This window comes from Alkalihalophilus pseudofirmus OF4, from assembly GCF_000005825.2.
In the GTDB taxonomy this organism is placed as follows: Bacteria; Bacillota; Bacilli; order Bacillales; family Bacillaceae_D; genus Alkalihalophilus; species Alkalihalophilus pseudofirmus.
Map to the genome: position 1 here is coordinate 1,895,244 of NC_013791.2, position 26,306 is coordinate 1,921,549.

The 26,306-nt window shown below is 38.2% G+C and carries 35 protein-coding genes; 7 read left to right on the top strand and 28 right to left on the bottom strand.

The annotated features are described in order from the left end of the window. Positions 1-18: 18 nt before the first annotated feature. The 11 genes from BPOF4_RS09555 to BPOF4_RS09605 all read right to left on the bottom strand — a co-directional run bounded on the left by BPOF4_RS09555 (position 19) and on the right by BPOF4_RS09605 (position 7,808). On the bottom strand, positions 19-432 hold the full coding sequence (locus BPOF4_RS09555; RefSeq protein ID WP_012958935.1) for an acyl-CoA thioesterase: 414 nt from the start codon (positions 430-432) through the stop codon (positions 19-21). 117 nt (positions 433-549) lie between these two features. Then, on the bottom strand, positions 550-1,722 hold the full coding sequence (locus tag BPOF4_RS09560) for a thiolase family protein (RefSeq protein WP_012958936.1): 1,173 nt from the start codon (positions 1,720-1,722) through the stop codon (positions 550-552). A 357-nt stretch (positions 1,723-2,079) separates the two neighbouring features. Further along, positions 2,080-2,592, bottom strand: coding sequence for a PadR family transcriptional regulator (locus BPOF4_RS09565; protein ID WP_012958937.1), 513 nt, complete (start codon positions 2,590-2,592; stop codon positions 2,080-2,082). Between the two features lie 21 nt (positions 2,593-2,613). Next, the gene (locus BPOF4_RS09570; RefSeq protein ID WP_012958938.1) at positions 2,614-3,345 is read right to left on the bottom strand and encodes an SDR family NAD(P)-dependent oxidoreductase; all 732 of its coding nucleotides are present in this window, start codon (positions 3,343-3,345) and stop codon (positions 2,614-2,616) included. 346 nt (positions 3,346-3,691) lie between these two features. Beyond that, positions 3,692-4,000, bottom strand: a complete 309-nt coding sequence (locus tag BPOF4_RS09575) for a hypothetical protein (RefSeq protein ID WP_012958939.1) — start codon at positions 3,998-4,000, stop codon at positions 3,692-3,694. Continuing rightward, on the bottom strand, positions 4,000-4,260 hold the full coding sequence (locus tag BPOF4_RS09580) for a hypothetical protein (protein WP_012958940.1): 261 nt from the start codon (positions 4,258-4,260) through the stop codon (positions 4,000-4,002). Before BPOF4_RS09580 ends, BPOF4_RS09575 begins: the two co-directional genes overlap by 1 nt. Positions 4,261-4,288: 28 nt before the next feature. After that, a complete protein-coding gene (locus BPOF4_RS09585; protein WP_012958941.1) occupies positions 4,289-4,942 on the bottom strand; it encodes a hypothetical protein in 654 nt (217 codons plus the stop codon). 37 nt (positions 4,943-4,979) lie between these two features. Beyond that, a complete protein-coding gene (locus tag BPOF4_RS09590; RefSeq protein WP_012958942.1) occupies positions 4,980-6,131 on the bottom strand; it encodes a serine hydrolase domain-containing protein in 1,152 nt (383 codons plus the stop codon). Between the two features lie 164 nt (positions 6,132-6,295). Next, entirely contained in the window at positions 6,296-6,667 is a 372-nt protein-coding gene (locus BPOF4_RS09595) for a hypothetical protein (RefSeq protein ID WP_012958943.1), read from the bottom strand. 199 nt (positions 6,668-6,866) lie between these two features. Then, positions 6,867-7,334: a hypothetical protein gene (locus BPOF4_RS09600; protein ID WP_158305564.1), complete on the bottom strand. Its 468-nt coding sequence runs from the start codon at positions 7,332-7,334 to the stop codon at positions 6,867-6,869. A gap of 66 nt (positions 7,335-7,400) precedes the next feature. Next, positions 7,401-7,808, bottom strand: coding sequence for a carboxymuconolactone decarboxylase family protein (locus BPOF4_RS09605; protein WP_012958946.1), 408 nt, complete (start codon positions 7,806-7,808; stop codon positions 7,401-7,403). Between the two features lie 120 nt (positions 7,809-7,928). Here BPOF4_RS09605 and BPOF4_RS09610 point away from each other — a divergent pair, with 120 nt between their 5' ends. Continuing rightward, positions 7,929-8,369 carry an Lrp/AsnC family transcriptional regulator gene (locus BPOF4_RS09610; protein ID WP_012958947.1) on the top strand — a complete coding sequence of 147 codons (441 nt, stop codon included), beginning with the start codon at positions 7,929-7,931 and terminating at the stop codon, positions 8,367-8,369. A gap of 47 nt (positions 8,370-8,416) precedes the next feature. Here BPOF4_RS09610 and BPOF4_RS22200 read toward each other — a convergent pair whose 3' ends face one another. The 8 genes from BPOF4_RS22200 to BPOF4_RS09640 all read right to left on the bottom strand — a co-directional run bounded on the left by BPOF4_RS22200 (position 8,417) and on the right by BPOF4_RS09640 (position 12,073). Further along, the gene (locus tag BPOF4_RS22200; RefSeq protein ID WP_012958948.1) at positions 8,417-8,563 is read right to left on the bottom strand and encodes a hypothetical protein; all 147 of its coding nucleotides are present in this window, start codon (positions 8,561-8,563) and stop codon (positions 8,417-8,419) included. Between the two features lie 25 nt (positions 8,564-8,588). Further along, positions 8,589-9,332, bottom strand: a complete 744-nt coding sequence (locus tag BPOF4_RS09615; protein ID WP_012958949.1) for a hypothetical protein — start codon at positions 9,330-9,332, stop codon at positions 8,589-8,591. Then, positions 9,329-10,069 carry a hypothetical protein gene (locus BPOF4_RS09620; protein ID WP_218959108.1) on the bottom strand — a complete coding sequence of 247 codons (741 nt, stop codon included), beginning with the start codon at positions 10,067-10,069 and terminating at the stop codon, positions 9,329-9,331. The genes BPOF4_RS09615 and BPOF4_RS09620 overlap by 4 nt, the downstream gene beginning before the upstream one ends. A 412-nt stretch (positions 10,070-10,481) precedes the next feature. After that, complete coding sequence (locus BPOF4_RS09625; RefSeq protein ID WP_012958951.1) at positions 10,482-11,060, bottom strand: hypothetical protein; 579 nt, start codon at positions 11,058-11,060, stop codon at positions 10,482-10,484. Positions 11,061-11,087: 27 nt separating this feature from the next. Beyond that, on the bottom strand, positions 11,088-11,243 hold the full coding sequence (locus BPOF4_RS22205; RefSeq protein WP_012958952.1) for a hypothetical protein: 156 nt from the start codon (positions 11,241-11,243) through the stop codon (positions 11,088-11,090). A gap of 21 nt (positions 11,244-11,264) precedes the next feature. After that, the gene (locus BPOF4_RS09630) at positions 11,265-11,543 is read right to left on the bottom strand and encodes a hypothetical protein (RefSeq protein ID WP_012958953.1); all 279 of its coding nucleotides are present in this window, start codon (positions 11,541-11,543) and stop codon (positions 11,265-11,267) included. Further along, positions 11,540-11,746 carry a hypothetical protein gene (locus tag BPOF4_RS09635; protein WP_012958954.1) on the bottom strand — a complete coding sequence of 69 codons (207 nt, stop codon included), beginning with the start codon at positions 11,744-11,746 and terminating at the stop codon, positions 11,540-11,542. The genes BPOF4_RS09630 and BPOF4_RS09635 overlap by 4 nt, the downstream gene beginning before the upstream one ends. Positions 11,747-11,758: 12 nt before the next feature. Further along, positions 11,759-12,073: a hypothetical protein gene (locus tag BPOF4_RS09640; protein ID WP_012958955.1), complete on the bottom strand. Its 315-nt coding sequence runs from the start codon at positions 12,071-12,073 to the stop codon at positions 11,759-11,761. A 126-nt stretch (positions 12,074-12,199) separates the two neighbouring features. Here BPOF4_RS09640 and BPOF4_RS09645 point away from each other — a divergent pair, with 126 nt between their 5' ends. After that, complete coding sequence (locus BPOF4_RS09645; RefSeq protein ID WP_158305565.1) at positions 12,200-13,420, top strand: CPBP family intramembrane glutamic endopeptidase; 1,221 nt, start codon at positions 12,200-12,202, stop codon at positions 13,418-13,420. Between the two features lie 34 nt (positions 13,421-13,454). Continuing rightward, positions 13,455-13,817 (top strand): hypothetical protein, encoded by a 363-nt coding sequence (locus BPOF4_RS09650; protein ID WP_012958957.1) that lies wholly within the window; start codon positions 13,455-13,457, stop codon positions 13,815-13,817. A gap of 401 nt (positions 13,818-14,218) precedes the next feature. Here the strand turns inward: BPOF4_RS09650 and BPOF4_RS09655 are convergent, their stop codons facing one another. From BPOF4_RS09655 to BPOF4_RS09665, 3 genes are all read right to left on the bottom strand, one after another. Further along, on the bottom strand, positions 14,219-15,598 hold the full coding sequence (locus BPOF4_RS09655; RefSeq protein WP_012958958.1) for a vWA domain-containing protein: 1,380 nt from the start codon (positions 15,596-15,598) through the stop codon (positions 14,219-14,221). 181 nt (positions 15,599-15,779) lie between these two features. Next, positions 15,780-15,971, bottom strand: coding sequence for a hypothetical protein (locus BPOF4_RS09660; protein WP_012958959.1), 192 nt, complete (start codon positions 15,969-15,971; stop codon positions 15,780-15,782). Between the two features lie 118 nt (positions 15,972-16,089). Further along, positions 16,090-17,535: a serine hydrolase gene (locus BPOF4_RS09665; protein WP_012958960.1), complete on the bottom strand. Its 1,446-nt coding sequence runs from the start codon at positions 17,533-17,535 to the stop codon at positions 16,090-16,092. 209 nt (positions 17,536-17,744) lie between these two features. Here BPOF4_RS09665 and BPOF4_RS09670 point away from each other — a divergent pair, with 209 nt between their 5' ends. Further along, positions 17,745-18,986: a hemolysin family protein gene (locus BPOF4_RS09670; protein WP_012958961.1), complete on the top strand. Its 1,242-nt coding sequence runs from the start codon at positions 17,745-17,747 to the stop codon at positions 18,984-18,986. 167 nt (positions 18,987-19,153) lie between these two features. Here BPOF4_RS09670 and BPOF4_RS09675 read toward each other — a convergent pair whose 3' ends face one another. Both BPOF4_RS09675 and BPOF4_RS09680 read right to left on the bottom strand, forming a co-directional pair. Further along, positions 19,154-19,705, bottom strand: coding sequence for a DUF5412 family protein (locus BPOF4_RS09675; protein WP_012958962.1), 552 nt, complete (start codon positions 19,703-19,705; stop codon positions 19,154-19,156). Positions 19,706-19,735: 30 nt separating this feature from the next. Further along, complete coding sequence (locus tag BPOF4_RS09680) at positions 19,736-20,563, bottom strand: alpha/beta fold hydrolase (protein ID WP_012958963.1); 828 nt, start codon at positions 20,561-20,563, stop codon at positions 19,736-19,738. Positions 20,564-20,685: 122 nt separating this feature from the next. Here BPOF4_RS09680 and BPOF4_RS09685 point away from each other — a divergent pair, with 122 nt between their 5' ends. The 3 genes from BPOF4_RS09685 (at position 20,686) to BPOF4_RS22450 (ending at position 21,950) form a co-directional block, all read left to right on the top strand. Beyond that, positions 20,686-21,087, top strand: coding sequence for a hypothetical protein (locus BPOF4_RS09685; RefSeq protein ID WP_012958964.1), 402 nt, complete (start codon positions 20,686-20,688; stop codon positions 21,085-21,087). After that, positions 21,077-21,709: a hypothetical protein gene (locus BPOF4_RS09690; protein ID WP_012958965.1), complete on the top strand. Its 633-nt coding sequence runs from the start codon at positions 21,077-21,079 to the stop codon at positions 21,707-21,709. The genes BPOF4_RS09685 and BPOF4_RS09690 overlap by 11 nt, the downstream gene beginning before the upstream one ends. 76 nt (positions 21,710-21,785) lie before the next feature. Next, a complete protein-coding gene (locus BPOF4_RS22450) occupies positions 21,786-21,950 on the top strand; it encodes a hypothetical protein (RefSeq protein ID WP_012958966.1) in 165 nt (54 codons plus the stop codon). Positions 21,951-22,229: 279 nt separating this feature from the next. Here the strand turns inward: BPOF4_RS22450 and BPOF4_RS09695 are convergent, their stop codons facing one another. The 4 genes from BPOF4_RS09695 to BPOF4_RS09710 all read right to left on the bottom strand — a co-directional run bounded on the left by BPOF4_RS09695 (position 22,230) and on the right by BPOF4_RS09710 (position 26,305). After that, positions 22,230-23,336 (bottom strand): ABC transporter permease, encoded by a 1,107-nt coding sequence (locus BPOF4_RS09695; RefSeq protein ID WP_012958967.1) that lies wholly within the window; start codon positions 23,334-23,336, stop codon positions 22,230-22,232. Between the two features lies 1 nt (position 23,337). Next, complete coding sequence (locus BPOF4_RS09700; protein ID WP_238446500.1) at positions 23,338-24,615, bottom strand: ABC transporter permease; 1,278 nt, start codon at positions 24,613-24,615, stop codon at positions 23,338-23,340. A gap of 7 nt (positions 24,616-24,622) precedes the next feature. Further along, entirely contained in the window at positions 24,623-25,555 is a 933-nt protein-coding gene (locus tag BPOF4_RS09705; RefSeq protein ID WP_012958969.1) for a daunorubicin resistance protein DrrA family ABC transporter ATP-binding protein, read from the bottom strand. Between the two features lie 117 nt (positions 25,556-25,672). After that, a complete protein-coding gene (locus BPOF4_RS09710) occupies positions 25,673-26,305 on the bottom strand; it encodes a response regulator (RefSeq protein WP_012958970.1) in 633 nt (210 codons plus the stop codon). Position 26,306: the final 1 nt, after the last annotated feature.

The window sequence follows — 26,306 nt, forward strand, 5'->3', positions numbered from 1 at the left end:
TTACGTGAAAGGTGCCTTCTAGTTGGATGATATCTTTTCTTGGTAATACTTATTTAAACGTTCTTTCATAAAATCTGGTAGTGGTTCAGTTGTTTGCGAATGAAAATCAAAATGGACCACAGCAGCCCGGCCTCTCGCTACAACTTCTTTAGCGGGATTAAACACTTCATGGACAATATGGAAGCTAGATGTACCGATTTTTTCAACCGACGTCTCTATCGAAAGAATTTCGTCAAAATAAACTTGTTTAATAAAGTCACATGAAGTTGATGCTAAAATGATATTCCAATTTTCGATTGTCATATCTGGATTGAGGGCTTTAAAAAATTCTACACGTGCTTCCTCCAAATAGATAAAGTAGCTGACATTGTTAAGATGACCTAAGGCATCCGTTTCACAGAAGCGCACTTTTACATTGGTTTCGAATTTCATTTCTGCCTCCTTAGTATAATGGTGTTCTGAACACTCACATTTATATCCTTTGCAACTAAAACATACCTACTAGTTGGTATGTTTTAGTTACGTACGTTCATTTCTCTTTCCTTTTTGTTATTCCCTTTCAATCAAGGTAGCAATTCCTTGCCCTCCACCTATGCAAGCGGTAATTAAGGCTGTTGCTTGATTTCTCCTTTGTAATTCATAGATTGCCTTTGTTAAAAGAATCGCTCCTGTCGCCCCTAATGGATGTCCGTGTGCAATCGCCCCACCATTAACATTTAATTTTTCAGGGTCAAATTCTAATTCGCGATCACAGGCGATAACCTGTGCTGCAAAAGCTTCATTTAATTCAATTAAATCGATCCTATTCAATTGAATTCCTGCTTTGTTTAACAGCTTTCTGGTCGCTGGTACTGGCCCGATCCCCATAATCGTAGGGTCGACACCACTCACCGCATAATCTCGTATGACCGCTAAAGGTTGTAAACCGCAAGCTTTTGCTTTTTCTCTAGACATGATCACAACAGCACTAGCAGCATCATTTAATCCAGAACTACTCCCTGCTGTTACAGTCCCATCCTTAAGAAATGCTGGGGATAGCTTTGTTAAAGCTTCGAGACTGGTCGAAGGTCGTGGATGCTCATCGGTATCAAATCTAATACTTTCCCCTCGTTTAACCGGGATCTCTACCGGAACAATTTGATCTTTAAAATAACCTTCTTGCATAGCTCTAGCCATTCTTTGTTGACTTCGCACAGAGAATTCATCTTGTTCTTCTCTGGAAATACGGTATTTTTTTGCAAGATTTTCGGCTGTAATCCCCATAGGCGGGTCGCCAATTTCTTTAGGTGATAGTTGAGAAGCACGGAATTTAGGAGGAACTGGTGAATAGGCTTTCGTTGGACGATCCATTAAGTAAGGTGCCCGACTCATGCTCTCGACCCCGCCGGCAATGAACACATCCCCATCACCTGCTTTAATCGCTTGGGCTGCAAGATTAATAGAATTGATACCAGATCCACATTGGCGGTCAATCGTTAGACCAGGGATTTCTAAGGACAAACCAGTTTGCAGAGCTGTTAAGCGAGCGATATTACCGCCACCACTTAAAACATTCCCCATAATCACGTCATCCACCATATCGGCTGAAACAGAAACCCGCTCAAGCGCTTCTTTAATCACAACCGCTCCGTATTGATGGGCCTCTAAACCTGCTAGTGCACCACCTTGTTTAGCTATTGCCGTTCGAACTGCTGAAACAATCACCGCATCTCTATTCGACATTCTCTTCCTCCTTTTATCAATTTTTGAGGTCTTCATCTTTACCTTTCTAGATAAGTGAAACAATTCCTTTAAATTTATATGCTCGTTCTATTTAAATAAAATCATTTCCCTCAAAAAATTTCTTATTCCAACAGTAACAACCTACCTCAGTTGGTGAGGTAGGTTGTTATTTCTATTGAATTACGTCTTACAAAAGGTTCGATAAGGACGATCTGATTGCGGGAGCAGTGTGGCCTACTCATCTCTAGGCTTATTTCTTCTGGTGGAAACGTTTCTTCATAACTTCAAATAATAAAGTTCATCTAGATCTTTAACGGTTGCTTCTTTAAGAGTGACTAATTTACCTGTTAATTTAATTTAAGAATCTTCCTCTCTTAGAACCTCATTTACTCGCTTCAACCAATTGTACTGCAGCTCTAATTGTTCATAATAATGCTCTTGAATCAATTGATTGATTTTATCATTGTACTCTTTGCGCTGATTCAACTCTTCACTTAATTCATTCATCCATCTTCCAATATGCTGCAGCACGTTTGATTTATCTGCATGCTCAATATAAGCGAGAGCTGGATAAAGGGTTCTTGCGTCTGTTTGCTGCTTTTCAAATACTGATACAATAGATGCTTGTAGATGTTTTTCCCCAGTAGGGGTGAGCTCATAGATGGTGCGGTTAGGACGATTATTCTCTTTCTCCGATTTCACTTCACGAATGCAATCTAATTTAGTTAACGTTCGGATCGCTTGGTATAGGTTGCCATCTGTAATCAGGATTAATTTATTCCATCCATCTTTATAAAGCGTTTGTTTGATTTCATATGGGTGATTCGGCTTCTTTTTAAGTGTAGCCAACACTAGAATTTGCATGGACATAAGAACATTCCCTTATTTAAATTATTGAGCAGAGAAACCTCCGTCAATTACAATTTCAGCTCCTGTAATATAGGATGACTCATCAGAAGATAAGAAAAGAACGGTATTAGCAATATCTTCTGGCTTCCCTAATCTCCCAAGTGGTGTTGCTTGAATAAGCTGGTTCAACATTTGACTTGATGATTGCAAGGCTTGGGTCATCGGTGTTTCAATCACTCCTGGGAAAATGGCATTTACTCGTACTCCTTGGCGGCCGTAGTGAGTAGCTGCTGCCTTAGATAGAGCTCTCACGGCTCCTTTTGAAGCGGAATATGCATTCAACCCGAGGCCGATTTGAGCTGTATAACTAGAGATGTTTACGATTGATCCTGATTTCTGTTTTTCCATAATAGGAGCCACATGCTTAATCCCTGCAAATGGACCAAAGCTGTTAATACGCATCATTATATCCCAATCATTAATTGATATGTCTTCCAACGGCTTCTCACTTGAGATTCCTGCATTATTTACTAATATATCTATTCTACCAAATTCATCCTCTACCGTCGAAGCGAGTGCTGACCAAGATTCTTCAGAAGATACATCAAGTACCTTCGCATGGACAAGATCCCATTTTGCCACTTCTTTTAAGGCTTCTTCATTGATATCAGCAGCAATTACCGTTGCACCTTCCTGTTGAAATAATCGTACAATCTCTTTTCCAATCCCTGATGCTCCACCTGTTACAATCGCTACTTTATCTTTTACTCTCATTTTTAATCCCCCTGGACGTCTTTTTTACTTTGTTCAAATTACTTTGTGCAAAGTATAAGTATAGTATACGTTAGCTCTACTAGATATTCAAAGGAATAGTCTTATACGATTAGCATGTTTTGCATAAAAAAGAGCTGATCCTTGTCAGCTCTTTTGAGGTTTGGTGATTGCACCTTTTGAGAGGTTAATTGTGTTGGTTAAGAGGGATATTTCTCTAGTCTACTGTTTTATTGCGTCGGTTGAATGTTTATATGCGCTTATGTGGCTCAATTGCTCCTATTCATTTTAAGGATGTGTCAGGTGAAAGTTTAATTGTCTCTACTTCCTGACCAATTGCGCCAATTACCTACCCCTTTATACGGTTTAATCTCACATTTATTGTATTTAATATAAATGTGATGATAAGCAGCACCGTAGCAGCAAGCACGACACCGCCAGCTGTATCATAAATGGCACTTATATCTTCAATTCTAACAAGATGATAGCTATACAGGATTTGACAAAAAAGGGCGATGGCACACGCGCTTAAACTCATGATTGAATAACTAGCCCAATTTTTATTTGGCTTTCTTTTATCACGCATAATACTGATTACGGGCAGGAACCACGCAGTCAGTCCAAGCACGAGGCTCCCTACATTCAACCAGTCTGCCATTACTTCTGTTCCTCAGGATAGACCAAATTGTGATCAACAAAGATTTTGCATTGAATTTTTACAGTTCCGCCAAGAGTTACTTTAATCGTTTTAATATCCCCGTTTGCTGCTTTTAACTGGCCTTGTAACGTTGACCTTAAAGCAAGACCTAGGTTCTGATCTTGTAATTTCCCATCTACATACAGCTTTTCCCCGTTAAACCAGCTATTTTCCACTCGTATTTGACGTCCTTCATACGTTGCTTCAAATATCTTTGTCACATTAATCACTCCTCTATTATGTTTCTCTCTACTTAGTTGTCACTTTTTTAATAAATGCTTCGACCATATGAATGGCTTCCTCGCGGGAATCATAATCGAGCAAATGGAAATTTATATCATAAACCATACCAGATTCTTGGAAACTTAGTCTATTAATATTATGGTTATCCTGTTCAATTAGCTGATGTTTTACAGATGTGCCAGCCAATTCAATGCTCTCTCCATTTAGTGGGAGGTTAGGATCAAATTCAGATATATGAATAACGATTGTAGCATCCTCTTCATTTAAATGATTGAGATAAAGAAAGTCCCCATTTTCTATCAAGAACTCACGCTCAGTTTCATTAATAAAAGGTTCATCTATAGCATCGTTAATGTACACAATCATTGCATTTTTGGGAGCAGTTAACTCATCATTCATCTCTTTGTCTGCAGTCCAGATCATTCCTAGAGGATAGCTGTACATATGAGGTAGATATACTTGTTGATCAAAATAAGAAGAAAGCTGTTCTTCATGTAAAAGAATCTGGGTAGCTGCCACGCCCATTGCGATCTGATCTTCATCTACATGAGCCACTGTATCTGGAGTCAAGCGAATCATTGCAACAAAAATGAACGTTGAAACTATTAACGCAGATACGACGAGAATAAGCAGACGGTTCGTACTTTTTAAAGGCTTCATTCAACTTCTCCTTTCTTTTAGTTTCAAATATGTACGATCACTCTTCAAATAACTTTAATAAAAATTGCTCCGTAATTTGTTCAAAATACAGACCATACGAATCGTTTGGCAAGTTGCTTGTAAATACAGCTGTAAAATCGAAATGAGGAATGACGATCAGTTTCTGTCCAAAGGCGCCAGACCCATAATAGCTATGAATTAATTCGCCTGAATCAAGTTGCAGCGTCTTGACCCACCACTGATACCCATAATCTCCAAAGCCTGCTTCATTTAATTCAGTTGTGGTGTGATAACTAGTTGAGGCGTCCACCCATTCTAAAGGGATGATCTGAACTCCATCCCACCTGCCTCCATTTAAAAATAAATAGCCGATTTTTGCGAGGTCAGCAGGAACCATTTCCATTTTATATCCACCTGTATAATAACCATTTGAATCAATATCCCAGAAATAATCCATTGTCCCAATGGCTAGCGGCGAAAACAAATGCTTATCAGCAAAATGCTTTGTTGACTGACCTGAAGCTCTTTCAAGTATGACAGACAATAAATGAGAGGCCCCTGTATTATAGTTAAATTGAGTTCCAGGATCATTTACCAGCTCACGAGAAATAATGAAATCCACCCAGTTATCACTAGACTCTAATGGGAACATGATATCATTCCATCGGGTTGTCTCCGGCCAATACAATCCATCTGTTAAAGTTAAAAAATGCTCAATTGTCCATTCATGTTTACGAATGTCTTCTTGCTCAAGTATTTCTGGGATGAAGTCTGAGGCTTTCTGATCGATTCCCTCAATATAGCCTTGGTCGATTGCTATGCCAATTAAGGAAGAGGTGATACTTTTTGCAATCGAATTGATAGGAGTTCTTGAATCATTAAAGGTGATCGATTTGTAATATTCTTCAGCTAGATAGCCGTCTTTGATTAACAGCATGCTGTACACATCTTCTTGACGGACTTTTTCTATTAATTCTTCTAGCACATCCTCGTTTAAACCAAGTTCAGCAGGAGATTTTATCTTCCAATTTTGCGTAGGATAATAATCTCTCTCTTTATCTAATTGCGTTCTTACTGCTTCAGCTGGTAAATCTTCTGAAGTTGGTAATGAGGAGGTTTGAGTTTCTATGCATCCAGCAAGGAACAAAGACAGTAATGTGTACACTAAAATATTATGTATTCGTTTCATCGTAGCTCCTTCCTTGAATATATTAAATTTTACTTTATTTCTAATTTATACCTTTACGTATTATTTGTTGTCGTGGTTTCAGGTTGGGCGTAATTCATTATCTTTCTTAAATTGAAAAAACAACAAAAAAGCTAAGAACATACCGCTCTCAGCTCTTCTACCCTTTAATTTAAATGAATGTTTTCTAAATAAAACTCCCCTGCTTCTCGTTCATCACTCGTTTCAAAAACAATTCCGTTTGTATCTAGAAATACATAATAAGGAGCTTCACCTATCGCTAATTCAGAGTATTCTAAGTTAAAGTTTTCAAGCGACATCATGGTTCCGAGTGTTAAGTTTGAATTTTGTTCATACCCTCTCATAAATTCAGGTATCCTATGCTCTGTATGTTCGTTTGGATAAATCACTACATAAGAGTACTTCCCGTCTTCTGCCGGAAGTAGCTGTGGATATGAAAACTGGCTAGTATTTACTTCGTTCTTACAACCTGAAACTAAACAAAGAACAATGATTAGAAGAATAAATTTATTATTCATAAACGTCTCCTTTATTATAGGACCAAGCTCAATTCATAAATTTACTTCTCAGCAGGTAAACCACTTCATACTTTTCAATCTCATGCATTCGTCCTTCCACATCATGATAAAATTCTGAAGAAAGTGAACTCATACCTGCTTCGTCCCATGAATAACATATACTACCTAGAACAAGCTCATCGTTTGTAATATCGATCTCTTAGTTAAGGGTATCCCACACTGTTTGCATCCCTTCTGAGTCTTTATTAGAAATGATGTCAGAAAGCGCAGAAGATCCTGTACTTCCATTACTGGAAATGCCTAAACGAAAAAAGGCTTCGTTAGACTCTACACTTGATTGATTAGTAGTAAAGAAAATAGAACCGTTCTCCTCAATCTCCGTTCTAATGTGACCTATTGGTTCATCAACCAACTTCCCAAATTCATATTTTTCAATCCACACATCTAGTTCGTTAAATTCACTGCCGGTAGTGAAGTCAAAAATAAATGTTTGATCCGTTGTTGCCGAAAGAATGGTTTTTTCTCTTTCGGTTAACTCTGCATTTACAATTGTATTTGAGGGTACGTCATTATTCCCACAAGCACTTAAAACAAAGGCTGCTAATAGAACTGTCGTTATTAACTTTTTCATTTTGATTCCTTTCTTATTCAAACTCTGCAGGATCATATCTATTCTTTATTTTAACATTAAATACCAACAAGGAATTAAAAGTTTTTACCTTACTTTAGGCTCTTAACCTTCCAACCTCATCATCGCTCCAAAATACTGTGAAGCTGTCGTAAATGTAATGAAGGCAATCAGTTCACTTATTTCTTCTTCTGTAAATAATTCTTCGAGTATTTGAAACTGCCGATCTGAGATTGTACCTTTTTGCTTTAAAAATACTTCAGATAGCGCAACTGCAACGGATGTTTTTTCATCGCTATGCACATCGTCTGGTTTTCCCTTTGCCTTACAATACTCACACCCGTTGCCCTGTGCTAATGTTCTTCTGACTTGTTCTTTTAGATCAGCAGAGATTAATGCATCCCGCTCTAATACATTACCTAAATTTGACCATGCATTCATCACTTCGGGGTTATGTCCCAATAGTCGTTGAAATGGTGTACTGCCTGTTTTTGATTCCGTTATCCTTGCCATTTAGATCTCCTCCTTGTATGATTCATTATAATAAGTTGATAATATAAATCACATTAAATAGTAAACGTATATTTAAGATTTACTTATATAATTTAATTAATTTAAGGAGAATAACGTTAAATGAAAATTGATGAGGTTGATCGAAGGATATTAGATGAATTAAAGCAGGACAGCCGGCTGTCGATGAGCGAGCTTGGAAGGAGGGTGAATCTCTCCTCTCCCTCAGTTACAGAACGCGTAAGGCAAATGGAATCGTTTGGTATTATTAAAGGCTATACCTTGACGATTAACTATGAGAAATTAGGACAGTCTATACAATGCATGGTTGAAGCGACGGTCAAAAATGGAGATTATAATGGATTTAAACGCTATATTCAGACCCTTTCGAATGTAGAATTCTGCTACCGTATCGCTGGCCCGGCTTGCTTTATGATGAAGCTGCATTTTCAAAGTTTTAAAGAAGCAGAACAATTTATAGAAGACGTAAATCCCTATGCACGTACTGTTACGCATTTTATTTTTTCAGAAGTGCCAACGGAGGTTAAGGTAAAAGATGAGTAATAAAAGAAGAGTCCACTTACTTAAGTGAACTCTTCTTTTACTTTTCTTCATATTCGCTTAGCTCTTTTCTTCTCCTCTTTTCTAACATGCATTTGCATTCCTGTGTATACACCGACAGCTATCACAACAACAGCCAATGCACCAAACCATATATACATGAATAAACTAAGCAGCAAACTTCCTACCATATCCATCAAGTATTCTCCTTTTCAAGAATATTTACTCCAGTTCATCGTCACTTATCCGTAAGATACTTTCTCCATAAAACCTACCATACCTGCTGGAATAACCGTTTGTAATGTTGAGATCCTTTAATAGACCGTTATGATCACGCGGAATCCAGCCATAGCTGAGGCTGCTCACATGAAAGTGAGTTGAGAAAAAATCATCCGTGCTTTTAGCGCCTTCAACTTCTAAATAAGTTTCAAGAAAAGTAATCCACTCTTTTGGCAAGCGTTCTACACCGTATGATGCCTCATCAAGGTTAGTTTCAATTTGATGCCGCAGCTGGACTCCAGGTGTATAAGTGTTCGTTTGGTAATAGTTACTTGATCGAAATCCCCTGCGATTTATGAGGTACAAATCGATTTGTGAAAGATCATTGGCTGGATCAAGATTCCAGGTAACATAGAAGGTGTTCGGGTCATTAGGATCAAGCTGCCATAAATAAGGATCTGCCCTTGTATTAAATCCTTTCATCTCCCAGTTACGTTTCTCCCATTTCCAAAAGCTAGTTCCGTAAATTTGGTCCTGTGCAAATGGGACAAACACATGTTTATCATCTAAGTAGATCGTATCTAGAATTTCGAGTGAGTCAAAACCATATTGTGGTTCATTGATGATGTCAATTAGTTCACCCTCTGATAAAAACTCCGACGGGTTTGAGAAATAATTGTAATAGACACTAGCTACAATGACCATAGTTATGATGCCACTAAGTGAGATCCATACTTTCTTCTTCATTCGATTCCCCCGCCCTTCAACACGGAGTCATCCGCTCGGAAATATCTCTGCTCATCGGGCAACTCAATTAAAATACCTTTCCCATCTCTCTCCACATATAGTATTGCAGGCAGTCCGCTTCCCCATTTCGTATATGTGCCCGTAAGCATGTATGGAAATTGCTCGTTTTGTTCTGATCGTTCTCCATAGGCTATTTCTTCGTACCAGCTCAAATCCATTAATGATGACTGCTCAAACAAAGGAAGTTGTTGCTCTAGTCTCTCCACATCTAATATGACCTCATCTGCCGAGGGATGGGTTGCCATCAATTCAGCATGTTCATAGTTAGCTATAAACGTTGTCAGATCATCTTTCGGGAAAACCAGATTATGTATTGCTAGTGATAAAATCATAATGACAATCGTTACATAATTACTCAGAAATCCAAGCCAGGCAAATGGGCGATACCTCTCCCATGCTCCGTTTTTTCTTGTTGAGGCATACCATAGCAGCAGCCATACACCGATAGGTAAAATAGGCAGACTGAGATCGGTGTGAAACATCGTGGTATTAATGTTAAAGCTGATAACCCCTGCAAATGCGGCAAGACATGCCTTCCAAAGCGTCAGTTCTTTTTCTTGCTTCTGATAAAAATAATAAATGAAATAAATAAAAATTCCCCACGATAAAACTGTACCAACTAGATCGATCACATTCATTGGTACGTGAAGTGAAAACTGCAAATATATTCCCTCCAACTAAGCAATAATGACTGTGCCAAAAAAAGACACAGTTACGATCGTAACATAGATTACTAAACGTTGGAATAAAAGGAAATAGATTTAAGGAAGTGATTTTAAGGATAGAAAGTAGAAGACCTTCTTTTAAAAATTGTAGAAAGTTTATTGAAGGGTTGTTTGGAATTTCTTAAGAGGAGTAGAAGTATAAAGCCAGAAATGAAACTCAAGCGAACGGGATTGGGCGGTCAATTCCTGCAGGATGAGAGAGAGATCATGCTGAAATCCACTGGCAAAGCCAATTAGTTCAGCGCACGCCTGCGGAAAAAGCGTACCCCCAATCCAGGGAGCGACAAGGATTGCTCAACATTAGTAGGAAGAAAGATTTACCTTAGTAGTAAAGCATATAAGTGGTATCCCTTTTATTTCATGCTCAATCCTTTTCTTTGATAGTACCTGATAACCAGTCGTACTTAATTTTCTCTTTGAAAACTAACTTTTTATTAATATACACTTTGCATTGCAAGCTTACTAAGCCGCCTAACTTCACCTTGATGTCCATCGGTTGATGATCAACTTCAATGAGTGCCTTAAGTGACTGGAAGGGGATGAGAAATGAATACCAAGACGTTCGCTTTCTAGAGTCAACAAGCGTATCGTTTATATATAACTGTTCTTCATTATATTGATTGACGATTTTTATGTGGTAGTCTTTATATGGGATTTCCCATGTTTTATGAAATTCTGTTTTTAATTCTTGCATTAAATCTACTAATGATTGCTCTTCTGCACTCTCTGCATTTTCTTCCATTTGAGTGTTCTGATTCCGAACTTTACTTTTTCGAATTTTTCTTTTTCTAATCATGCTAAATAACCATTCAACTAAGAATATGATTACAAACAAGGTTAAAAGCATGATTAAAAAATGATCAAATATAGTACCTTTTGTAATAATTGCATAGTTATAACCAATAACAAAGAAAATCACGACATACATTAAAAACTTAATCACGACAACGACTCCTGCCTTATTTAATTGTTAAAATAATAGATTGTACAACAATATCGTTCCATATATCAGAGTAGTTCCAATCACAATGAACAACCCGATCATGACAAATCCATAAAGAAACCCTTTTCCCATTGAAAATAGATCGAGAAACATATTTTTAAATCCATCTACGACTCTAAACATTCAAATCCTCCTTCTTATTTATTACGATTCACTGATCCCCATACCTAGCAGTAATAACGCAGCTATAACCACAAAAAAGCCATTACCCAGCAGGCTGAAGATAAATAATAGATGACGTTTCTTCAAATACCAAGAAACTGAAGCGGATGCGATTCCAAGAGCAGCAAGCACCCCATATGTTAAGATCACAAAATAAATATCAATAGTTGGTCCTCTATAAACATAATAGATCATGATGTTTGCAATAACAGGGATCAATGAGCATACATAAAGGATTGTACTTAATTGTGTTTTCTTCATTTAACAACCCTCCTTAAAAGGATAGGAACGGCAAAAAGTAAAGCGACAAATGACACTTTCACAAGTGATACTTGTTCAACCATCGGCGTGTGAGTCGATCGGTCTGATGAGAAAATCGACCACCAGCTTGGTTCTGGGTATAAGAAGGAGAGGATCACCCAAGAAACAAAGATAAAACCTACGAAAAAGGAATATATTTTCATACGTTTCCCCTCTTAAGGTCCGAATTCAATCAAACCCGTAAATAATGCAACGAAAAGAATAACTAAGTAGATCGGAAATGATAAAGATAGAATAATGGAAAAGATCAGTAACGGGCTGCGGCCATATTTTTTCAGCAAGATGCTTGTTAACGTAACCCCGATGAACATAAGAGAAATAGAAATCATATCCCCCCACGCATGACCTGTCATGGTGATTCTGGTAAAAGGAATGAAAACAATACTGAAGCAAAGAATGCCAATGATGAATGCAATAAGTTCAAGCCGTTTTTTGTTATGAATATAACTGCTATTATCCGCTTTTTCCATACATAACTCCCCTTTTCCTCTACGATGCTATTAATATAGCATAAATCCCCTTAAACGGTATCTAAATATGGTAAAATAAACCTGATTATTCCATCTTATTTTTGTGAGGGTTGGTTCATGCTTATTATGAAACAATTACAGTGCAGGTCTTACTTACAGATCATTCTTATTACAATTGGCATTTACCTTTTGTTAAATTGGTTTATCGTACTGCCCGTATTAGATACAGCGGCTGCACTATCTAGTAACGGTGAGTATGCTTTTGTTCTATTTACGTTTATGATTATGTTGCTTCATACATACAAACCTTTAAATCGTTTTCTTCTGATTAGTTTGCTTTTGTTTAGCTATGCCGGAGCTGCTTATGTATCTTCCTACTTTGGAAATCCGTCTTCGCTATTAAGCTTCATCCTACTCTACGCAGCCTTATTCGTGATGGGTTTGTTCTTTTATGTAAACAGCCAGTCCATCGAGAAGTCAAAAGAGAGTGTTTTACCCACTGTCTCCTCTTTTGTACTCTTTGTGATCGCTTTTTTTAGCCTTACTTCATTCGTAGTGACCTTTAATATGGACCTTATAAAGTTTCTACTCCCTCTATCAGTGTGGAGTATGGAACTTATTAGCCCAGTTTTACTCACTAGCGTTGGGATATTAATTATTGTTCTGCTGTTAATGAAAATATTGACTGGAGAATCTATATTTAATGTACTTAAGAAGAGCGGCCTATTAAGCCTGCGAAATGTGGCTGAAGGGTTTATGGTATTCTTGATTGTATTTTCATTAATTCACATTCAAATTTGGATGTATAGTTTATATAATGGTGTTTCATTAATTTCGACCTTTAGTTTGAATGAAGTCAGCTTTACTATGTGGACAGGCGGCCTTATTGCACAGATATTTGGAGTTGGAATCATGGAAGAGATCGTATTTCGTTTTATTATTTTCTGGTCTTTGTATTCACTTATTACATTGAAAAGAAAATCTGTCCGGATTTTATGGGCGCTGCTTATTACACAGATTTTATTCAGCCTTATACATTTTCCTATAGATTTTATAAGATACCCTGATATCAACTTTTTTTCAATAAGATTTAGTATACTTCTTTTTCTAGGAATGTTCTTGTCTGTTCTCTATTTATATACGAAGAATCTTTGGATTGCGGTCTTCATTCACGGATTACTTAATCTACCTATGCCTGTGATTCTTCCTTATAATGAAAGCCGCTTTTTTCAAGAAATGAATTTCTCCTCCATGGTTATTGTCTATTCTCTTCTGGTTGTAATAATTATGAAGGCAGCTAGGGGACGTTCGACAGTTAGTAAGAAGATATTTGAGAAAGCGTCATAGTTTTCGAGAACTATTTATATAAGGATGTTTTGTCATGCTAAATATAGTAACTGCTTTTATTGCTCCGCTTATTTTGTATTTAATGGTTATCCTACTTGGAACTTTCCAAATGATCTTAGAGGGACAGGTTCCAGAGAGTATCTTACATCCACTATTTGTGTATATTTATGCTTTCCCTGTTTATTTGACACTTGGGGTACCGGTTGCCTTTATGATTGAACGTTTCTTATCAAAAGGTCCAGTCTTCCTCTACTATGTAATGGTAGGAATAGTAGGTAGTATAATCCTTCCGTTCGGTTTTTCTGGGAATTACCGTTTTAGCTTTATGGATACCATGTTTTACATCACTGCAGCACTCGTTTTTTTTTTTAGTGCATACGTGCTTACACTCGATTGATCAAAAACTAGGTGAGAATGGTTAGATTAGTTTAAGAATAAAAGATGTAATGTGCTAACTAATCAACTAACTAAATTATATTTAACGAGGTGTTCATTTGAAAAACATAAATTCGATTGCTCTACTTTTATACTTCACTTCTTTGTGCGCCATTTTTTTTAGTGTTTATGCTCAGGTGCAGTTTGATACATCAAGTGACGGGTTGATATTGCTAGTAAGTGTAGGTAGTTTAGTGGGAGGAGTGCTTTTACTAGGCATAGCAGAAATGATTAGACTGCTTTCAAAGATTAGTCGGAAGCTTCATACAACCAAGTAATAAGTTAAATTTTGAGCAAAGCAAATCGTATTAGGAATGTATAATAAAAAAGCTCATAATTTGAGCTTTTTTATTTTATCATTCATTACTCTGTCTTTTCATTGACCAGCTCGTCAATTTTTTCTCTCATCTGCTCTCTATTTTCTTCATTTGCGTTATACAGTTCATCATACACTTCTTCGCCGATATCATACGCTGCTTGTTGTCTTTCGAGTAAAATATCCCATATTTCAATTGTATGAACTGGAGCGACTTTATCGATATCATTAAGATATTGAACTAGATCCACCATGTATAAACGTTCGTCCTGAGTTAAAAGGCGCCATTTTACTCGTTCATCCATAATTTCAACAGCTTGTTCGGTACGAGTTGCCTCAATTTCAACTCTAGCATCCGTTTGAAACATCATCCATGCTTTAGCTAGTTCGGCACTTCGGTCGAGTTCGGCGCTTAACTGCGCTTGATCATTTACGGTAGCAAATGCACTTCCTGAAGCTTGTGCCATCTCTCTTAACTGCTGCTGCTCGTTTGCAGGGACATCAAACCCGATGATTGAAATAAGCGGTGTCACATCCAGTTCACTCAAATCTTTAACGGCTTGCACAGGATCACCACCGCATGTGTCCATTCCGTCACTCACCACGAGCACCATATTTGTCGCATCTTTTGAAGCATTTCGATAATCGTCACTTGTTACCTCGATTGCCTTTGCAAGAGGTGTCCAGCCATTAGCCATGACCCCATCGATCGCATCTTGGAAGCTGCTCTCATCATAAGGTTGAAGGTCATACACACGGTCAATGCCTTCGCATGATTTTTCCGGACTTTCTCCTACGTGTCCATAGACTCGAAGCGCCACATTTGCTTGATCAGGCAGCTCCTCGACAAATCCTTGGATCGCTTCACGCGCCAGGGTCATCTTATCTACCCCATCGACTTCATCTCTCATGCTGCCGCTTGCATCTAGTAAAATCTCGACATTCAATTCCTTTTCTTCTGGACCTAACTCTCCCTCTTCATTTGGGGCTAAGAAACTTAATTGCTCCCAGCGATTCGCTAATAAGCGAGGGTCGGGATACGCTGGTGACGTTAACGTTGACAAGTGAATGATGTATGTACGAATTTCTTCTGATGTGGCTTCTTCTCTGAGGATAGGGAGTTCTGCCAGTACGTCTTGGAATTCTTCAGACTCTGAAGGATCAACAAGGGCAAATTCACCCACAGGGTATGTGAGCACATCCTCCATAGACTCTGGCACATAAGGGGCTTCAGGTTGATTAAATGAAAAATCGTTTGTTTCTTGAATACTTTTCTCTGACGATCCTTCTTCTAATGATTCACTCTCCTCGTTTGCCACATTTTCTACAGCTATATCTTGCACTTCGTCCGTTTGTGTTTCAGATGATTCCGTTGAGCAGGCTGCTAACATGCAGGCAGCTACCGTGATCCATACTATTTTCTTCATTCTATATTGTCCCTCCTATATCCCCGCCAACAGGGAACTACATACTGATTAGCAGTCACTTTCCACCGTAGATCATACCAAATCTTCATGCCAATCCGAATACATTCGACAAACTTCGATGAAAAGACGGGAGAATGCTCCTATCTATACAAAAAAATCCTAGATCAATAGTTTGAGGATGTTACATCGTTTTATTAAACCACCATGATACTAGAAAAAGACAGATCACTCCCCAACCAGTTACCGCGATTATCCATCTGACAACAGGTTCAGGATTCGAACTTTCTCTCTTATCTATTTTCTTTTTTATTAATATAAGAACCAGCCATCCGCCGAAAAAGAAAAGCAACATAAATGATAGTAATGGATCCATTGGTTATCCGCTCCTTTGTGAGTTTAAATGAGTTAGTTTTATCTTAGCACTTTAACATTAAATACCATATTGTTTTTATTGAAATTGTATTTTTAACTATCATTAAAAACCTCTCAGATTAAAGGTTTCTAAGAGGTTTCTTAATCGAATAGAAAATGTGTATAGATGAGTTTAGTAATAAAAAAATAAAGAACATACTTATTAAAAAAGCGAGATCAGGAGCAAAAGCTTTAACCGTATGCCAGGGTACACCAACCAACTCGGTGAGCATAGGAAATAAAGCAATAGCTATTAGTAATTGTAAAATACCTGCTATACGCCAGGTAAGGATGTTTTTTATTTCACCTTTTTTTAATTTTACCAAGCTATAGGTAAGCACGCATAAAAAGATAAGATTCAGAGCTGAGATAAGAACCGGAATGATTTGAAACGGAGGATTTACTGGCTCTGGTTGCTCTCCATTTAGAATACGAATAATTCCGTTCCTTAAATTAATCAAAGAAGCCTCCTCTAAAAAGTGATTCTTGTTTGTAAGGATGACTCCGCCCCATCCTGTATCAGGCAAGAAGAATAACTCTGAGCGTGAATTCGGTGTGGAACCAGAATGCCAGATCATCTCTTCAGGCGTATCAGGATTCGATACTCTAATGCCTAACCCATAAAATCGTTCTTCCCCTGTCTGTACATGTGGGTAATTGTATAATTCAATAAATTCTCCCCCTATAAGTTTGTGGTCAGTTTGCTGTAGAAAAGTTATATATTCAACCATATCGATGGTACTTGCGCTCATATAGCCGTATGGTGCCCCTCCGTGATCATACATGCGTTGACTTTTAACTGGTATGCCAAACCAAGATTGATAGCCTGATAAGTATCCATTTTTTGCAGCATTGTTGAAGTCAGCTGCGGCAGTATGCATTACTAGGGGCGCAAATACACTTTCAGCCATATACTCAGCAAAAGGTTGATTCGTCACTTCTTCAATAAGAGCTCCCAGAATGAGATAGTTGGCATTGCTATATTGATGTTTGTCTCCGGGAAGTGCAGTAAGTTGTACGTTGGCCAATCGTTTTACACGAGCTTTAATTGGATTGACTGTCGTTTCTTCCTGATCAGATAATGCTAGCCCATCATAGGTACTAATTCCGCTTGTATGGGTTAATGCTTGCTTGATTGTGATTTGGCGGGCTGCTTGGTCGTCTTGCATGGTAAACCAAGGAAGATGGAGGGTAATAGGGTCATTCAGATCAATCTCCCCGTCATCCACTAATTTCATCACGGCTAACCCCGTTAGTGATTTACTTATGGATCCTATGGTAAAAGGCGTCTCGGTAGTTACCTCTTCCTCTCTTTCCCCTGTTATTCCCCATGTTTTTGTATAGTAGATTCCTTCTTCATTCGTTAGAGCTATTGAGGCTCCGGGGATTCGATGTTCTTCTATGAATGTTTGAAGATAATCATCTAACGCATCTAACTCCTGTTCAGCAAATGCCTGCCCATTAAAAAATGCTAATAAACAAATAGCGAAGAACAGTACCCACCATATTCTGAACCGTACGTTCATCCATTTTCCCCCTTATATTCTCATCGTTATTTCATTAAACCATTTTATGTAAATTAGATCATCGTGCTGAGGTCGTTTCTCAGCTCCGTCTCTAGGAGGAGATTCTGAATATGAGGACCTTATGAAGGGTCTTTTGCAGAGTTATTTTTAAAGAGTTTTTATCTACCAATTATAGGGAAGAATAAGTATGGATAACGGAGGTGTTCACAGTGTTTATCGCATTAGTCTTTTTTTTATTTATGTCATTTTTCTTATCTGGCAGTGAAACGGCATTAACAGCAGTTAATAAAACAAGAGTCCAATCAAGAGCAGAAAATAATGATATAAAAGCTCAAAAGCTTTTAGAGTTAATTTCTAAACCAGATCAATTTATCACAGGCATCCTAATAGGTAATAATATTTCAAACATTATGCTCCCTACTCTTGTTACCATTATTGCTATTGAGTATGGAATTAATATTGGTATAGCTACTGGAATCTTAACCGTCGTACTCATTATTTTTGCAGAAGTACTGCCAAAATCGGTCGCTGCCACTTTTTCAACAAGAATTGCTTATCTCGTCGCTCCAGTCATTAGGGTATTAATAGTATTATTTAAACCACTCATTTATTTATTATCTAAATTTACAAATATCGTCATTAACATTCTTTCAAAGGGAAACAATGAAGAAAACGGATTTTCTAAAGAAGAAATCAAAACCATGGTTGACATTGCCTTAACGGAAGGAACTTTTGTTAAAGAGGAATCACAACGAATTAAGGGAGCAATTGATTTTTATACAAAGGATGTTCGAGATGCACTTAAAACCCCTCGAACAGAAATTGACGGACTTCCTTGCAATGTGACTTTCGAAGATGCGAGACAAATAGTCATGGAAAGTAATTATACCAGGTACCCAGTATATAAAGATAATATGGATAATATTGTTGGGGTGTTTCATTCTAAGCTTTTGCTTAAGTGGTCATTAAATCCTTCAATGGAAATAAAAGATTTTATGGATAACTCCCCTCTTTTTGTTACAGAATTTATATCCATCGAGAGAGTGTTCAAAATGATGCTGAAAGAAAAAAAGCACTTAGCTATTGTAATTGATGAATACGGCGGTACGACTGGGATCATTAGTCATGAAGATATTATTGAAGCAATGATAGGACAAGACATTGAGGATGAGACAGATGATGCAGGAGAAGTGTTAATACAGGAATTAACCGACACCCATATTACATGCAATGGTAAACTAACGATTCGTCGGTTTAATGAAATATTTAAAGCAAAAGTTCCAGAAGAATTTGATACAATCTCCGGATTTATTTACAAAGAACTCGGTCATATTCCTAATGAAGGTGAAACCTTTGAGTTCCATCATCTACATTTTGAAGTTAGAGAAATGAACGACAATAAGATAGTCCAAGTAAGAGTAACAAAAAAGCTTAAAACACAGCTTGAATAGTTCAAACGAAAAAGGTGCTATGGTGCTATCTAAAACAAATGATAGCACCTTTTTTCCAGAAAATTCATGAAAAACTGTTTAATAATTATAAGTTATATAGATAATCTCTCATCATTTTCACTGAAGTGAATCCAGTTTTATTTAAATTAGCTTGAATAATCATTCCCTTAATCCTGATAGCAGCGTTCATATGTATTCTTCATTAATATACTTTTACATGCCCACCCATTTTCGTGATAAATCTCTTTTTCAATGTTTAACGTGATACTTCGGTCTGATCCTGGATAGTCAGGTTCATCATTTATAATAGAAAGAGTTTTTTCATCCTTCCATTGCATTGAAAAATCACTTTTCGCATCAGCATAATAAACAATATTGGTCTTATTTTCTTCAAGATTAGTCTTTTCAACCCACACATTCACACCACCTACAGCCCCTCCATATGGTTCATAATATGCCTTTACACTGTATTTTTCAGAGGGAGAAATGATCGGTCCAGGTCCTTTTTGAGTATATTCATCATTTATTCGATCAAATGAAAAAAAGTAAACCCTATGTATGTAGATAGAGAAAAGCAAGACCACTCCTGTTAACGTTGCTATAAATAATTTCTTCGGAAAAGCCTTACTTTTAACTCTAGAATAAATGAATTGTGCAGTGAAAAGTAAAAATAAAGTAAACGTTGTTAGTAAAATGAAAATGGTGAATAAAATGAGCATGCTTGCCTCCTAAAAATATTAACTGAAGAATTAGTCTTTTTTGTGGATTCCATGTAACCACTCTTCAATCATTGGCAGAACGAAGTCGCGCTTCTCTATATGGAGCAAATGACCTGCATTATTAATTGCAACATATGATTTGTTTGGAAACTTCTTAAAATAATCTAAGTGATCTTGACATCCACAAATATGGTCTTGCTTCCCGACAATGATTAATACTTTATGGTTTGCCCCTGCAACCTTTGCTAGAGGCATTTCGGAAAATAAATAATGATTCTCTTTCCACTCAGTATTTATGACGTCTTTATTTATAAGCATTCTTCCAGGTTGAATTTCGTCTATAAATCGTTGTGCGTTTACACTGTTTTGATACGTGACTAAGGAGTGATACGCATTTTTTACATCTGCATTCCATTGCTTAATAATAGGTTCGTCTGTACGATCTGAAACCATTGTTTGCATTGGAAGATTTCTTTCTTTTAGGTGCAATACTGGCGCAAGGAGGCATAGACTTTTAACTTGATTTATTTTACGATCTAAAATTCCTTGTGCAATATATCCTCCAAAAGAGCAGCCAATCATCGAAAATTGTTGTTTATCCATCATCATATCAATAAATTCGAGTACATTTAGCAGCATTTCATCGGTTGTCTTTAGTTGATGAGAGGCGGTGCTTTCACCATGTCCTGGGAGATCTATATAAATTCGTTGAAAACCAGTACATCTCTTGAACAGTGGTTCTAACCATAGATACATAGAGCGATAGTCTGTACCTAAAGGATGGAGAATTAATATAGGAGTTCCTTCTCCTTCTATCTTATAGTGAATCGTACCCTTTGAAGCATGACAAATACCCATGAATTCATCTCCTTATTGCCTGCTCGATCGTAAATTCCACACTTCCTTAGTTAGCTATACCCCATATTATACATTTAGTGGTAATATAAAGGAATGAATGTTCAGTCAAAAGGAGAATCGTAATGAGTAATCGGATATATACAGCAACACAAATTTCAGCGGCTGGATTCTTCATTTTAATGCTCGTCAAAGACTTTTTCCCTGCTGTTCCAGTTAGTATGACAGTGGCTGCCTTAGGCGTAGTTTTTTCTATTTTGCTTAGTGTGGTTTTCCGGCCAAAAGGTAAACCTGTCTTTCAGTCTGCTAAGCAGGAATTGATGTTTATTATCGTAACAAGCGCTGGTTTTTTCGGTTTGTTAGCTTTGCTGCCTGTTTTTGGCGGTACATCAGAAAGAGGAATCAGTGTCACAAGCCCAATCCTCTGGGGAGTCTTTCTGATTAGCCTATTTACTGCATATAATCGATATAAAAAAGAAAAACAACAGTCTACTTTCCCGAGAGGAGCTCATCAAAATGAGTCGTAAGAAGATCACTGCTCTATGTATAGCGGGCTTGCTAACACTTTTTTCTGCAGGATGCTCAACTGGAGTGTTTCAATCTAATAACAATCCGACAATCAAAGCAGCGCCAAATTCTGATTATGTAAAGGCGTTTGAAGCGATGCATCTAGGAATCTTATTTGATTTTGAACTTTATGTTCCTGATGCTGATAAGAGATGGGTGAACCTTTGGGTGGAGAGATATCATATGGGTGAATTAGATCCTGAGCCGCTCACACACCTTTCATACGGCAGTCAACCTTCAGATAAATCAGAAGGTCCTTTAGGTTTTGGGTTAATCAATCCGAATACAGAAGATCCTCTTATCTTCCTTTACGCTCCGGGAGTCAGTATTATCCCATCATCAATTGAAGAGAAACTTCAAGCTGAGGCTGGGGTGGCGAGTACATGGGATTATGCCATATCTGAAGATAAAGCGAAAAATGTAGAGCTAGGTGAAACCGTTCTTTTAGCTGCCTATAGACAGTCTTCTAATGGCTCGATCTCTGGCTTTAATTTTGAAAATGAGGAAGATCTAGAACAGATGGTAAAAAAACATACGACGGTGTTGCTGCTGAAAATGAAGATTGAGGAAGATATAGAGTAAGCAGTACATTTACTTATGCATAATTCTTCCTCTTGTTGAAGACACTACTCTCATATATGAGAAGGAGGTTTTCAACATGTCCACTGGTAAAAGCCATAATCATAAGCGAAAAGGTCATCCGGGTGCCTTTCCTGAAGGCAGCGAAAACGTGCAGGCTAAAAATACGGATACTAAAACACCTGAAGAAGAAGGATACTTATCTACAAAAGAAGCATTTAAAAACCGTGTAACTGAGGAATAAGATTGGAAGCTGCGGCCTGAGATTGTAGGATTTCAGGCTGTTTATGCGTTGGTTCGTTAGGTTATTGCGCGGGTCCCTCGCGTAATAGTGCCGTTTGCTGAACCAGTTAAAAAAGTGCTGCCCACAATGGACAGCACTTTAATTATATAAATAACTGACAAGTATATTTAAACGAACTTAGCATTTTATGAGCGAATTTGCTAATTTTTAAACGAAATAAGCATTTTTATAAACAAACGGAGCAAATTTTTGGAAAACACTTCTTCCTAATCATCGGTACTACCCCCGTCTTTCTATCAAATTCATTCCTACTCCCATACATAAGACACCTATGAGCAACAAGAAGGAGATTGGTTCAGCGAGAGCGACGATTCCTCTGTCATAAAGAGCTGCACCTTTTAATGCTTCCATTCCATACAAAATCGGCATGCCTTTTGATAAGGTTAACAGAATATCATTTGATACCGCTTCGATTGGCCAATACGCTCCGCCAAGCATCGCCATCCCGCTTGCTACGATGGGTATAATCGCATTTAACTGCTGAGATGATTTGGAGAGTCCAATCAACAAGATTCCAACGGCAACAATGGTAAATGTGTAGCATGCAATGACAAACAGAATTGTACCTATTCGATCCCCTAAATCAAAACCAAATCCAAAGATAAACAGGATAAATATTAGGATGATTTGTAAATATCCGATCACAAAGCTGAATGCTAAGTGGCCAAGATACACCTGCCACTTTTTAATCGGTGATATGATTAAACGATCCCACGTTCCAAGCTGCTTTTCATCTACTACATTCATTAAACTATAGATAATCGTATAAATGACAAAGAATAAAGTCATTCCAACTAAAGCATGCACTTGCTCAAATTGATTAGAAGAAGACTGGTCCCCTCCTAATGTCGACGTTTTCACTTGTAACGCAGGCTCCTGCATGTATTCAATAACGTCTGATCGAAACTCCTTATTTTCAAGGGATGAATCTAACTGCTGCAAGCGTAGTTCTTCTCGGTAAACCTTTTGTAGATAAGTTTCAATTGCAAATTGTGAAGGATCTTCCGTTGCTACGACAATCCTGTAGTCATCTGGTAAAAGCTTAAGTGCCAGACTTTCTTCTCCTAATGATACAGATTGTTTAGCTGTATCTTCTTTTACCCAAACAAACTCATAAGCATCGGATTCATTTAAAGTCGTAATCCAAGCTTCTTTTTCTTCTTCAGTTAAAGAATCATCAGCAAAAGTAGAGATTGTTAGCTGGTGATCGCCCGATGAAAATCCTGCGATAAACACAACAAAGATGATCGTTAAGACAAAGAAAGAAAGCACTAACATAGGAGATCTTCTGAACCTTTGCCATTGTAGTAAAAAGACAGATTTCATCTTACACGGACCTCCTTTTTGGAAACACAAGAACACTGAGCGCTAATAACACAAAAGTGATTATTATAATCCGGAGTAAAAGCGGCCAAACAGCCACCATTCCAAGTCCTTGCATCCACTGCAAGTAAGCCGTTAATGCTGCCCCGTTCGGCGTCCAGTTTCCAATTTCGCGAACAATTTCAGGCATTCCTGTGGTTGGGAAAAAGCTTCCTCCTGCAAAGGCAAGGATCGTTACAAGTCCTCCAGCAAATACATATGACACACTGTCTGTATCCCATTTAGTTGAAAGAGCAGTTAATAATGCGGCAAATCCTCCAACACATAGAGAAAGCAAAAATGAAATCAATCCCATACCTGCCCAGAACTCCACTGATTCAAAGGAAAAGGATTGGAATAATAAGGATGACAAACTAAATAAAATAACAAGCTGCAAAAATGATATGACTGTGGCTGCGATTGCTTTTCCACTTAAATACGCCATTGGTGATGTACCTGCGAGCATAATTCGGTGAAAAACATGCTGCTTCTTTTCTACAAACGCCTTACTTGAAATGGTTGAGCCTACAAATAGAACAAACATGACTGCCATCCCAATCGTGTAATACTGAAAAGATGATATCGGTTCCTTTGCCGTAATGGATTCCACCCCTCCAACCTCGATCGGCTCTGCTTCACTGATTCCGGCGGCACCACTCTCCCCCGCTGCTTGTGCAACGGCTGTCTCAAAATTCAAGGTATCAACAAAGCTTTCCATCAAATTTTCAAGCACATTTGTTTTCATTGAGTATTCATTTAAAGTGATTTTTAATTCACTTCCGCTGTCTTGGTTTATTATTATTTTGTTTAAAATACGGTATGTGAAATTATCTGGTATAGTAATGATTGCATCAACGCTGCCTTCTTTTAATTGCTGTTTTGCAGCAGCTTCGCTTAGCTCGGTGATTTCGATTATTCCTTTCACTTCTTCACTTAAAAACATCTGATGAAGCATTGGAATCGGACTGACTTCAACAGCTGTTGCTCCTAACGTGTCTATTGCCTCATCAGGCAGTCCGCTCGCCTTAAGATCTTCAATAAACTGTGCGATCCCCTCTTCTTCATGATCATTTTGCACAATGGCTACGTTCATGTGCAAGGCTTCCATATCTCCGCCAAGCAGCCCTCTTAATGCAAAGCCGAGAATTGTTAAAAGGATAAACGGCATGGCAAGCAGGACAATTAATTCACTTCGATCGCGGATCAGCACGAGAATATCTTTTTTCAAAAATGTACCCATCATATCCCCCCTAGTCTCTTAGCTTTCTGCCCGTTAAGTGTAAGAAAACATCTTCTAAGGTTGGGACTTGGACGTTTACATTTAAAATATGCGCTTGATGTTTTTCTGCCTCTTGGAAAATCGTTGCTAAAAGCCTGCTTCCCTTAGGTACAATCAGCTTCAATCCTTTCTCCGTTTCAATCGTCTGCCGGATGCTGTCATGCGTTTTTAAATCGGCTGTGAGACTAGGGTATGGTTTATCGAGTTCTAGAATGATTGTTTCTTCACCAGATAGAATGCTTTTTAACTCTTCTTTTGTGCCGCTCGCCATGACCCTGCCGTGATCCATAATGTAGACGCGGTCACACAGCCTCTCCACTTCTTCCATGTAGTGACTAGTGTAGAGGACAGTCAGACCTTTCTCTTCATTTAGATGACGTACGGTTTCTAGAATATGACTGCGAGATTGAGGGTCGATCCCGACAGTCGGTTCATCCATAATAAGAATCTCTGGTTCATGCAGCATCGCAGCAGCCATATTAATCCTGCGCTGCATCCCGCCAGAATATGTTTTGACAATCTCCTTTTGTCTTCCTTCTAGTCCTACAATCTCAAGCACCTCTTGGATTCTCTTGTCTAAGGTTTTTCCTTTTAGCCCGTAGAGCCTTCCGAAGAACTTAAGGTTTTCATATGCCGTGAGCTCGGTGTATAACGCAATTTCCTGTGGTACGATGCCTAACACATTTCTCATTTTACTGGGATTCTTAATCACACTTTCCCCGTGCAAATACACCTCACCTGACGTTGGTTTGACTAATGTAGAAATCATGGAGATCGTCGTTGATTTTCCTGCCCCGTTCGGTCCTAGCAGGCCGACTGATTCCCCTTTATCTAAATACAGACTCACCCCGTCTACTGCAGGCTTTGTTTTAAATACTTTTTTCAATGCTTCTGTCTCAAGCATGCTTCATCCCTCCCACTCAAAACTTCAATCTATCAAACAGTATATAAACGAAAAGACAGTGCGCACACTGTCTTCAGTCATCACTTATGTATGAACCCATGACTTGAGTCACTTTTTCTACACGACATTGTGGCGGATCGCATAAATCGCCAGCTGTGTGCGGTCACGTAAGCTTAATTTATCAAGAATCGCACTAATATGATTTTTGATCGTGCCGACAGATAATGAAAGCTCTTCTGAGATCTCTTTATTGCTTAGCCCTTCGCCAACAAGCTTCATAATCGCTAACTCCCTTGGGGTAATAGCTGGGTCTACCGCGGCATCATTAGTTTTCTTCATTAATCGTGGCATCACTTTTGCTGCAACATGCTCCTCGATTGAGAGCCCGCCCGATAAACAGCTCCTGATCGCCCGGATTAACTCAACGGCATCAGCATCTTTCAGCATATAGCCGCGAGCCCCGTTACGCAGCGCCTCAAGTGCGTATTCATCGTCATTAAACGTCGTCAAGATTAATACCTTTCGCTCAGGCCAGCGAGAATGCATAATCCGTGCTGCTTCTAGTCCGTCCATTACAGGCATACGGATATCCAGAATGATTAGATCATAATGATGGCTCTCACATAAAGTGACTGCCTCTTTCCCGTTCACAGCCTCACCAGTCACCTTCAGCTCAGGATCTGTTTCAATCATCATTTTCAATCCTTGTCTGACCATTCCCTGATCCTCGGCTAATAAAATACGTACCATC

Excerpts from the sequence above, each read along its gene's own strand:
- BPOF4_RS09645 (WP_158305565.1), top strand. The coding sequence starts at position 12,200 with ATGAAACAATTACAGTGCAGGTCTTACTTACAGATCATTCTTATTACA.
- BPOF4_RS09655 (WP_012958958.1), bottom strand. The coding sequence starts at position 15,598 with ATGAAGAAAATAGTATGGATCACGGTAGCTGCCTGCATGTTAGCAGCC.
- BPOF4_RS09560 (WP_012958936.1), bottom strand. The coding sequence starts at position 1,722 with ATGTCGAATAGAGATGCGGTGATTGTTTCAGCAGTTCGAACGGCAATA.
- BPOF4_RS09590 (WP_012958942.1), bottom strand. The coding sequence starts at position 6,131 with ATGAAACGAATACATAATATTTTAGTGTACACATTACTGTCTTTGTTC.
- BPOF4_RS09665 (WP_012958960.1), bottom strand. The coding sequence starts at position 17,535 with ATGAACGTACGGTTCAGAATATGGTGGGTACTGTTCTTCGCTATTTGT.
- BPOF4_RS09630 (WP_012958953.1), bottom strand. The coding sequence starts at position 11,543 with ATGAAGAAAACACAATTAAGTACAATCCTTTATGTATGCTCATTGATC.
- BPOF4_RS09565 (WP_012958937.1), bottom strand. The coding sequence starts at position 2,592 with ATGTCCATGCAAATTCTAGTGTTGGCTACACTTAAAAAGAAGCCGAAT.
- BPOF4_RS22450 (WP_012958966.1), top strand. The coding sequence starts at position 21,786 with ATGTCCACTGGTAAAAGCCATAATCATAAGCGAAAAGGTCATCCGGGT.
- BPOF4_RS09705 (WP_012958969.1), bottom strand. The coding sequence starts at position 25,555 with ATGCTTGAGACAGAAGCATTGAAAAAAGTATTTAAAACAAAGCCTGCA.
- BPOF4_RS09570 (WP_012958938.1), bottom strand. The coding sequence starts at position 3,345 with ATGAGAGTAAAAGATAAAGTAGCGATTGTAACAGGTGGAGCATCAGGG.
- BPOF4_RS09600 (WP_158305564.1), bottom strand. The coding sequence starts at position 7,334 with ATGATCCTGCAGAGTTTGAATAAGAAAGGAATCAAAATGAAAAAGTTA.
- BPOF4_RS09695 (WP_012958967.1), bottom strand. The coding sequence starts at position 23,336 with ATGAAATCTGTCTTTTTACTACAATGGCAAAGGTTCAGAAGATCTCCT.
- BPOF4_RS09615 (WP_012958949.1), bottom strand. The coding sequence starts at position 9,332 with ATGAAGAAGAAAGTATGGATCTCACTTAGTGGCATCATAACTATGGTC.
- BPOF4_RS09690 (WP_012958965.1), top strand. The coding sequence starts at position 21,077 with ATGAGTCGTAAGAAGATCACTGCTCTATGTATAGCGGGCTTGCTAACA.
- BPOF4_RS09610 (WP_012958947.1), top strand. The coding sequence starts at position 7,929 with ATGAAAATTGATGAGGTTGATCGAAGGATATTAGATGAATTAAAGCAG.
- BPOF4_RS09650 (WP_012958957.1), top strand. The coding sequence starts at position 13,455 with ATGCTAAATATAGTAACTGCTTTTATTGCTCCGCTTATTTTGTATTTA.
- BPOF4_RS09710 (WP_012958970.1), bottom strand. The coding sequence starts at position 26,305 with ATGGTACGTATTTTATTAGCCGAGGATCAGGGAATGGTCAGACAAGGA.
- BPOF4_RS09660 (WP_012958959.1), bottom strand. The coding sequence starts at position 15,971 with ATGGATCCATTACTATCATTTATGTTGCTTTTCTTTTTCGGCGGATGG.
- BPOF4_RS22205 (WP_012958952.1), bottom strand. The coding sequence starts at position 11,243 with ATGTTTAGAGTCGTAGATGGATTTAAAAATATGTTTCTCGATCTATTT.
- BPOF4_RS09605 (WP_012958946.1), bottom strand. The coding sequence starts at position 7,808 with ATGGCAAGGATAACGGAATCAAAAACAGGCAGTACACCATTTCAACGA.
- BPOF4_RS09685 (WP_012958964.1), top strand. The coding sequence starts at position 20,686 with ATGAGTAATCGGATATATACAGCAACACAAATTTCAGCGGCTGGATTC.
- BPOF4_RS22200 (WP_012958948.1), bottom strand. The coding sequence starts at position 8,563 with ATGGATATGGTAGGAAGTTTGCTGCTTAGTTTATTCATGTATATATGG.
- BPOF4_RS09575 (WP_012958939.1), bottom strand. The coding sequence starts at position 4,000 with ATGGCAGACTGGTTGAATGTAGGGAGCCTCGTGCTTGGACTGACTGCG.
- BPOF4_RS09675 (WP_012958962.1), bottom strand. The coding sequence starts at position 19,705 with ATGCTCATTTTATTCACCATTTTCATTTTACTAACAACGTTTACTTTA.
- BPOF4_RS09585 (WP_012958941.1), bottom strand. The coding sequence starts at position 4,942 with ATGAAGCCTTTAAAAAGTACGAACCGTCTGCTTATTCTCGTCGTATCT.
- BPOF4_RS09595 (WP_012958943.1), bottom strand. The coding sequence starts at position 6,667 with ATGAATAATAAATTTATTCTTCTAATCATTGTTCTTTGTTTAGTTTCA.
- BPOF4_RS09635 (WP_012958954.1), bottom strand. The coding sequence starts at position 11,746 with ATGAAAATATATTCCTTTTTCGTAGGTTTTATCTTTGTTTCTTGGGTG.
- BPOF4_RS09700 (WP_238446500.1), bottom strand. The coding sequence starts at position 24,615 with ATGATGGGTACATTTTTGAAAAAAGATATTCTCGTGCTGATCCGCGAT.
- BPOF4_RS09640 (WP_012958955.1), bottom strand. The coding sequence starts at position 12,073 with ATGGAAAAAGCGGATAATAGCAGTTATATTCATAACAAAAAACGGCTT.
- BPOF4_RS09555 (WP_012958935.1), bottom strand. The coding sequence starts at position 432 with ATGAAATTCGAAACCAATGTAAAAGTGCGCTTCTGTGAAACGGATGCC.
- BPOF4_RS09680 (WP_012958963.1), bottom strand. The coding sequence starts at position 20,563 with ATGGGTATTTGTCATGCTTCAAAGGGTACGATTCACTATAAGATAGAA.